The organism is Kitasatospora sp. NPDC088779, assembly GCF_040685395.1.
Classification (GTDB): Bacteria; Actinomycetota; Actinomycetes; order Streptomycetales; family Streptomycetaceae; genus Kitasatospora.
On record NZ_JBFBHW010000064.1, the window covers coordinates 41,271 to 48,784 of the forward strand.

At 70.1% G+C, this 7,514-nt stretch carries 6 protein-coding genes; 5 read left to right on the forward strand and 1 reads right to left on the reverse strand.

Annotated features, from left to right (window positions below; genetic code table 11):
- The first annotated feature begins 363 nt into the window (after positions 1–363).
- From AB0P03_RS36335 to AB0P03_RS36345, 3 genes are all read left to right on the forward strand, one after another.
- Positions 364–1,680 (forward strand): tetratricopeptide repeat protein, encoded by a 1,317-nt coding sequence (locus tag AB0P03_RS36335; RefSeq protein WP_363632893.1) that lies wholly within the window; start codon positions 364–366, stop codon positions 1,678–1,680.
- Positions 1,681–1,699: 19 nt separating this feature from the next.
- A complete protein-coding gene (locus AB0P03_RS36340) occupies positions 1,700–2,269 on the forward strand; it encodes a GNAT family N-acetyltransferase (protein ID WP_363632894.1) in 570 nt (189 codons plus the stop codon).
- A 1,402-nt stretch (positions 2,270–3,671) separates the two neighbouring features.
- The gene (locus AB0P03_RS36345; protein ID WP_363632896.1) at positions 3,672–4,532 is read left to right on the forward strand and encodes a hypothetical protein; all 861 of its coding nucleotides are present in this window, start codon (positions 3,672–3,674) and stop codon (positions 4,530–4,532) included.
- Positions 4,533–4,566: 34 nt separating this feature from the next.
- Here AB0P03_RS36345 and AB0P03_RS36350 read toward each other — a convergent pair whose 3' ends face one another.
- Positions 4,567–5,745 (reverse strand): helix-turn-helix domain-containing protein, encoded by a 1,179-nt coding sequence (locus AB0P03_RS36350; protein WP_363632898.1) that lies wholly within the window; start codon positions 5,743–5,745, stop codon positions 4,567–4,569.
- A gap of 205 nt (positions 5,746–5,950) precedes the next feature.
- Between AB0P03_RS36350 and AB0P03_RS36355 the strand changes: the two genes are divergently transcribed.
- Positions 5,951–6,496: an NUDIX hydrolase gene (locus AB0P03_RS36355; RefSeq protein ID WP_363632900.1), complete on the forward strand. Its 546-nt coding sequence runs from the start codon at positions 5,951–5,953 to the stop codon at positions 6,494–6,496.
- A 60-nt stretch (positions 6,497–6,556) separates the two neighbouring features.
- Entirely contained in the window at positions 6,557–7,423 is an 867-nt protein-coding gene (locus AB0P03_RS36360) for an NTP transferase domain-containing protein (protein WP_363632902.1), read from the forward strand.
- Positions 7,424–7,514: the final 91 nt, after the last annotated feature.

Sequence of the window (7,514 nt, forward strand, 5' to 3'; positions counted from 1 at the left end):
GCCGAGAGCGCGTAGAGCGCAGCCGGGAGGGAAACGGGGCCCGGCCCCTCCGGCTGCTGGCCGCAGGAACGAAGCCCAACAGATGCGTTCATGCCATTCCTTCGGGGGTCCCACCGCCGAGGGCGGGAAGCGTGGTGGAGCTGCGCGGGCCCGGGATCTGTGACGATGCGGGCTCCGCGACAGCAGATCCATTCCACCGGCCGACCGCAGCCCTGCGGAAGACAATCGAAGGACCGACAAGGGGCCATCGAAGGGCCATCGACGGACCAACCTGCGGAACCCCTGGGTGAATCCGGCCAGGAAGCTCCCATTCGGCCACATTGCCTAATAGCGTTGGGATGTGACGATGCGTAGGGAAACGGAATGAGCAGGCCGAAGCCAGAGGGGTACAACGAGCTCTTGTACGCGGCCCGGATGCGGAAGGGGTGGACGACCCAGGTCAAGGCGGCCAGCGAGGTCACCAAGGTCGGCAGGAAGATCTTCCGCAAGCCGAACTGGGAGGTCACGGCGCGCAGCTGGAAGCGCTGGGAGTCGCCCAACCCAGGCTTGCCGACTACGGATGCTTTGGAGGCGCTCACAGCGACCTTCAACGCCACGTATGAGGAACTCGGGTTCGTCGCGCCCCTCGATCTGCGTTCGGCTGGCGTGGAACTCGCGAGAGGGGTGATGATCCCGCCTGTGAACCGACGTGAAGTTCTTGCTGCTGGCACGGCTGCCGCCATCGGCGCGTTGCCCTGGCTGTCCTCACCTTCTGGCGGCCGCTCCCTGGATCCAATCCGGGTCGGCGATGAGGAGATCGACGATCTGCGCCGGAGTCTGAGCGAGCTCGATGCCCTGGACCAGCGCTTCGGCGGCGACCTGCTCTGGCGCGGCGCGCAGCACACCCTGTACTACATCACCGACCTCCTGGAACGAGGAGTTTTCACCGAGGGCGTCGGCGACGAGTTGCATGCGATCTCGGGCTCGCTGACCACCTCCATCGGCTGGTTCTGCTATGACGCCGGGCGCACCGGCGAGGCCGCAGCCCATTGGGAGAGGGCCCTCAACACCGCCCTGCTGTCCGACGACGACCCGCTCATCGTCCGCACACTGTCGGTGATGGCGCGGCAGGCTGTCGACCTCGGGCACCCTCGTGCCGCCGTCCGCTACGCGCAGCGCGCCGGGAAGTATGTCGGTGCTTGGGCGCCGGCCCGCGTACAGTCCCTTCTCGCCGTCCGCGAGGCGCAGGGGTATGCCGCCATGGGCGACACTACTAGCGTCAACGATGCGCTTCTGAGGGCCTGGCGGGCGTTCGAACGGGGCACCACCGACTACGACCCGCAGTGGGCGCAGTTCCTCAACGAAGCGGAGCTGGTTTGTCTGGAGGGGATGTGCCGCAACGACCTCGGTGATCACGAGCAGGCCGTCAACCTCCTCAGCCGGTCAGCACAGCTGCAGGATACGGCCCACGACCGAAACCGCGGCATGTGCCTGGTCCGTCTGTCCGGCGCAGCCCTGCACGCCGGCGACCTGGACCAGTCGATCGACGCCGCCGAACAATCCATCCGGATGATCGGCAGCGGTATGACCTCCCGCCGAAACAAGCAGGTGCTGCTCGGCATTGCTTCCGGGTTGAATCGCTACGACAACGACCCACGCGCCCGGCACACGATCGAACGCATCACCCAGTACGCCGCCTGACCAGTAAGGAAGTCCCCTCATGCCGATCTCCGAGCTCCACCTTGAACGCCACACGCCCAACGCCACCGTGAAAGTCCTCGACGACCTGGTCGACGTCTACGCCCACGTCTACAACGTCCCGCCCTATAACGACGACCCGTTCTTCACCCCGGCGATGTTTCGCGACCGCCTGCTCGCTGCTACCGAATTGCCGGGGTTCGAGTGCCTTACCGCACACACCGGCGGCGACGGCGCGATGATCGGTTTGGTGCACGGCGTTACCCTTCCCGCAGACCGTGCCTGGTGGGTCTCTCTCGGCGTACGTCGCCCCGCGCCAACCGTCGCCGACGCGCAAGCCGGCGACATCGGCTGGCTACGCGAGCTGATGGTCCTCCCCGAACATGCGAATCGCGGTGTGGGGCGGCGTCTGCACGATGAGTGGGTCGCCGGACGCGAACAACGGTGGACGGCACTCACCTGCATCCCCGACAACGAACCCGCGCACAGCGCTTACCTGAAGTGGGGCTACGAGATTATCGGCCAGATCAAGCACGCGGACGACAGTCCCGTATACGACGCGATGATCCTCAAGGCTTCACGAGCTGCTTAGACGATAGGACCCATGCGCTGGTGGCTGAACAGGTCTTCGGGTTCGTAGACCGCCATGAGCGCGCCGTCTACGACAAGATCACTCCACGGTGCCGCTACCTCGGGCCGGCAGCCGCTCTGGATCGGCAGTCACGAGGGCGTGTTTCGGTGGTCCTCACGCCAGAGGGGATGCCACCCGTGGTGGCGTCCCTCTGGCGGGGCGGTGGTGGTCATATTCCCGGCCGCGTCGATCCAGGCGTTCGGGGCCAGGAATGTGGGCGTCACCGTGTTGGGACGGGACGACCAGACGCGGGCGGTGTAGGGCGAGATCCCGAAGAGGTCGGCGAGATCGGCGAACGTGGTCCCGCCACAGGCGCACAGCGACGGTGACATCCCCTGGTTGCAGGTAGTTCCGGGTGCGTTCGAGACGGGCTACCTCGGAGAGTGCCCGCGAGGAGACACCGTCGATCGCGGGTCTCGAAGCCTGTGCCCGGTGTGGGGGGAGGCTGGTCCGGACGTCCGTCGGCCGTCTACGCGGCATGGACCTTTCGGTTCGTCATCACGCGGTCCATGGTGTCACGATCACGCGCGCTTTTCGAACGAGTTCACTTATCCGGGAGTTGTTCTGTGTCACCGAGTCGTCCCTGACGCGGTCGTTCTGACCTGCGACGAGGAATCTTGAGTGGCGAAGCGACCGTGACTCACGGGCGTCAGCGTTCGGAGGTGCGGAGAGGTCTCGCCAGTGGATCTTGCTGGATCGTGAGGATGCTTGGCGAGTATTGCCGCGGCGAGTTCGATGGTGTCGGGGTAGATCGCGGCGTGTGTGTAGGCATCGAGGTCGGTCGGGACGCCGCGTTGGTGATTGTGGGTCTGCAGTGCGAGGAGCCGGTATCTCCAGTGGTGCGGGACGGCGGCTGGGGAGGCCGGCCAGGGCGCGACGGCGGTGGCCGCGGTTTGGTGGGCGAGGGTGAGTTGCTGGGGTGTGAAGCGTCGTAGGAGGCGGTTCGCCCGGTGCTGGGCGGTGGTGATCTCGGGACATAGGGAGAGGCCGAGGTGGTGTTCTCCGAGATCGCTGAGCCAGATCCCGTGTTGTGTGCAGACCTTGTGGTGAATCGGGAGGTGGACGGGGACGGGCTCGCGGATACCGAGGCGGGCAGTGCACCGGTGGCAGGCGGTCGTGGCCCGGACGGGGCCTTCGTCGGCGCCGAAGGCGGGGAGCGCGTGAGCCAGGCCGGCGGGAGTTGTGCTGGTGAGGTGAGCGAGTTCGTGCAGGGCCTGGGTGGCTGCGGAGACGAGCATGTGGTGCTGGGCTCGGTCGTCGATGTTGTTGGTCTTCGTGGAGAACCAGGTGGGCAGTCTGGGCGGCCAAGACACTGCAGGGCGCGTTCGGGGCCGAGGCCGCGCTGACGGGCCGCCAGGGCGAGATGAACGCGGCGCTGGTCCGGGTGACCGCCCAGGCCGCTGCGATGCTGCCCACCAAGGCGGAGGCCGGACGGGCCTCCGCCGCGGGCGGGGTGCTGAAGATCCTGGACCACGCCCACTGGGCGGAGGGCTGGCCGCACCACCTCACCGGCCGCCGTCCCCGCCCCGTGGGCACGGACGAACTGGACGACATGGCCGAGGAGTTCTCCGACTGGTTCGCCGACTGGGCGGACGCTGCTCTGACCGAGGCCCGGCAGGCGCAGGGCGTGCTGGGCACCGCCGCGATCACCCGGCTGCTGACCAAGCAGGTCGGCGAGCTCGGCCGCTCGCTGGAGGGCCCCTTCCGCGCCCAGCCCTACCGGGAGCTCCGCCTGCCCGTCGTCCCGCCCGGCGCGAGCCGCTACGGCCGCCTGGACACCGTCATCCGCCAGCTCGGCGCGGCCGACATCGTCGTGGAGATCGACTCCGCGCCCAACGCCTCCTCCGCCGCCAAGTTCGCCTTCGCCCGCGACGCCGGCGCCGTCCCGATCTGGCTCCGCTTCGGCAAGGGCAACATCGACGCCCCGGACGGCGTGGCCGTCATCGACCTGCGCGCGGTCATCAGCGGCATCCAGGACACCGCCGCCGAGCCCGTTGAAGAAAGAGAAGGCGCGGACATCACCGAGCGCGTGCAGCGTGCGATCCCCGAACTGGATCACTGCACGTACTACGAACTCGACTACCGGGGCGAGATCCTGTGCGTCGCCGTCGACTTCAGCCTGCGCGGCGTGTGGGCGCTGCGAAATGGCGACATCCACGGAGTCAGCCCCGACGACGATCCCGAGTTGGCCGCTCTCCTGCTCCGCAACGGGATCCGGCTCTAGCCCGGCGCCGGACAGGCGGGCTGCTGATCGTGGGTCAGTGCCGGAGGGCTGCGTGGCGCATGTCCGCGAGCGCGGTGGCCAGGCGGGCGGAGCCGACGGTGGCCGCCAGGTCGTGGGCCTGGGCGGCGTGCTGGTCGGCTTCGGCGCGCTCGCCCCGGCGGTAGAGCACGGTGGCCAGGCGGGCGGTGGCCATGGCCCGTACCCGGGCCTGCGCCGTGTCGGCCTCGGCAGCCCGGCGCAGGTTGGCGACGACCTGGGGGTTGTCGCGGCCGGTGGCGGCGGACAGCAGGTAGAGGGCGAAGCCGCTGTCGCTGCCGACCTTGGCCTCGGTAATGCTCTGAGTCCAGGCCGGGCCGGCCGCGAGGTCGGTGACCTTGTCGTAGGCGTGCTCGGCGGCCACGAGGTGGCGGGCCGCCTGCCGCTCGTCGCCGCCCAGGGCGTGGGCTTGGGCGCGCACGGCGGCGAGCATCGCCCGCGCGGCGGCGGGCAGGCGCCCGTCCACCCGGCCAGCCAGTTCCAGAGCCCGCTCGGGGCGGCGCAGGTGGATCTCCTGACGGGCGGCGTTGGTTGCCAGATGGCACAGCAGACCCGCGTCGCCGTGCTCGTGGCCGGCGGTGAGGCCGAGCTGGAAGAGCGGGCGGGCCTCGTCGAACAGGCCGGCGTCGAAGGAGGACCAGGCGGTCAGGTTCGCCAGACGGGCGATCGTGCCGAGCAGTGCGGCGCGCACGGCCGGGCTGGTCGACGCCTCGGCGAGTGCCACCGCGGCCTGCAGCTCGCGCAGCGCGAAGTCGCGCACGGCCCGGCCGCCCGCGGCCCGGTCCCAGTGCTCCAGGACGCTGGTGCGAGAGGCGATGGCCCGGACGTTGCCGATGCGCAGGCGCGACAGGGGCGGCGCGGGCGGCAGCAGGGCGACCAGGGCTGCCTGGAGAACGTCTCGGCGGTTCGAGGAGCTCACCTCATCGGGGTGTTCGCGGTGGTGGACCTGCTTGGCGATCAAGCCCAGCTCGGCCGCCGTCCCCGCCCCCAGCACGACGCAGAGGGCCTGCCGGTAGTGCTCGTGCGGCCAGGTGATGAGGCCACGTTCTATGCGCGAGACGTAGCCGGCGTCAAACGACGATTCCCGTCTGGTGACCGCCTCGACCAGCGCGCGCACCCGCTCGGCGACCTGGCGCTGCGTCAGGCCCAGCGCGAGCCGCGCGCGCTTGAACAGCACGTTCGCCACGATGCCCCGCCCCAACCCTCGGTCCAGGCAGAGAACTCAGCGTACCGAGACGGCCACGGACTGCCTACCGATCTGCCCTGCCGCTGTCACCCGATCCGGTGGTCTTCTGGACATGCCCCACCCGCCACCAGGCACCGGCCGACAAGCAACAGCGGAACGGCCGCCTGGGCCGGGCCGGAGCCGTACAGTCCTGGCCATGACGACCGACACCACCACCGCGTCGTGGCGCGAGATCGAACGCACCACCGTGTTCAGCAAGTTCGGCCGGTCCGTGGACCGCGTCGAGTTCGAGCTGCCAGACGGCCGGAAGGAGGAGTTCTACCTCAAGAGCGAGCGCCCGGCCGGCGCGGTACTCGCCCTCACCACCGACCGGCAGGTCATCCTCGCCCGCCAGTACCGGCCCGGCCCGGACCAGGTGCTCTACGAGCTGCCCGGCGGTTTCCTGGAGCCCGGCGAGGAGGCGCTGGACGCCATCGCCCGGGAGTTGCTAGAGGAGACCGGCTACCAGGGCGAGGTCCACGCCGCCGGACCGTACTGGCTGGACGCGTACTCCAACGCCCTTCGCTTCGCCTTCTTCGCCACCGACTGCGTCAAGGTCGCCGAACCGACCCCCGAGCGCACCGAGTTCATCGACGTCGTGACCCTCGACCTGGCGGAGTTCCGCGCCCGCGTGCTCCGCCGCGGCGAGATGACCGACACCGCCGCCGCCTACCTCGCCCTGGATGCGCTGAACCTCCTGTGACCCCGGGGCGGGCAGGTGCGGCACCCCACGCTCACCCACCCGCCACCCGGGAGGACCCCCGTGACCGAACGGAGCACCACCGACACCACCGCCCCCTACTACACCAGCAAGCTCGTCTCCCTGCCCGCCCGCGCCGTCGCCCTGGTCCTGGCCGGCGGCAAGGGCAGCCGGCTGCGGGACGCGGCCGACGCCGAGCTGCACCGCACGCCGAAGGTTCTGGTTCCGATCGACACCGACACCGGCCGCACCCCGATGCTCGGCCACGCGCTCACCCAGCTCACCACCGCCGGGTTCCGCCGGATCGCCGTGCTCACCAGCACCGACCCCGCCACCGGCGCCGACGCCGTCGAGACGTACGCCCTCACCCACCCCTCGGCCCGGCAGGCGGAGCTGACGATCCACCGCGAACAGCACCCGCTCGGCACCGCCGGTGCCGCCTACGCCGCCCTGGACCACCTGCCCGACACCCCGGCCGCGGTGGTGCTGCCCGCCGACACCCTCTTCCCCACCGCCCTGCTGCCCTCCGCCGTCGCCGAGCACCGCTCCCGCCCGGCGGCGGTGACGTGGACCGTGACCACCGCGCCCGGCCGCTCGGCCCAGAACGCGGGCCGGCTCTTCCTCGACCCCGACGGCCAGCACGTCGTCCACGCCCTCGAAGGCGTGGACGCCACCCTGCCGGCCGGGAGCCGCAGCGGGCTGCGGCAGGCCACCAGCACCGGCGCCGTCATCCTCACCCCCGCCCCGTTCCGGGCCCTGTTCGAGGAGTACGCCCGGCGCCTGGCCAACCCCGGCGAGGCCGACCTGTACCGGCAGTTCATGCCCTGGGCGATCAGCCAGGGCCACCCGGTCGGCGCCTTCGACATCCGCACCGCGGCACCCGACCTCGGCACCCCGGACCGCCTGGCCGCCTTCGGCCGCACCGCCTGAGAAAGTGTTGGGTAATTGATCAACTTCGTGGCGTGATGCACTGGTGGTGATCGTCGCGGGCGAGGCATCCGCGACGATCACCGCCATGTGT

Excerpts from the sequence above, each read along its gene's own strand:
- AB0P03_RS36345 (WP_363632896.1), top strand. The coding sequence starts at position 3,672 with ATGAACGCGGCGCTGGTCCGGGTGACCGCCCAGGCCGCTGCGATGCTG.
- AB0P03_RS36340 (WP_363632894.1), top strand. The coding sequence starts at position 1,700 with ATGCCGATCTCCGAGCTCCACCTTGAACGCCACACGCCCAACGCCACC.
- AB0P03_RS36335 (WP_363632893.1), top strand. The coding sequence starts at position 364 with ATGAGCAGGCCGAAGCCAGAGGGGTACAACGAGCTCTTGTACGCGGCC.
- AB0P03_RS36355 (WP_363632900.1), top strand. The coding sequence starts at position 5,951 with ATGACGACCGACACCACCACCGCGTCGTGGCGCGAGATCGAACGCACC.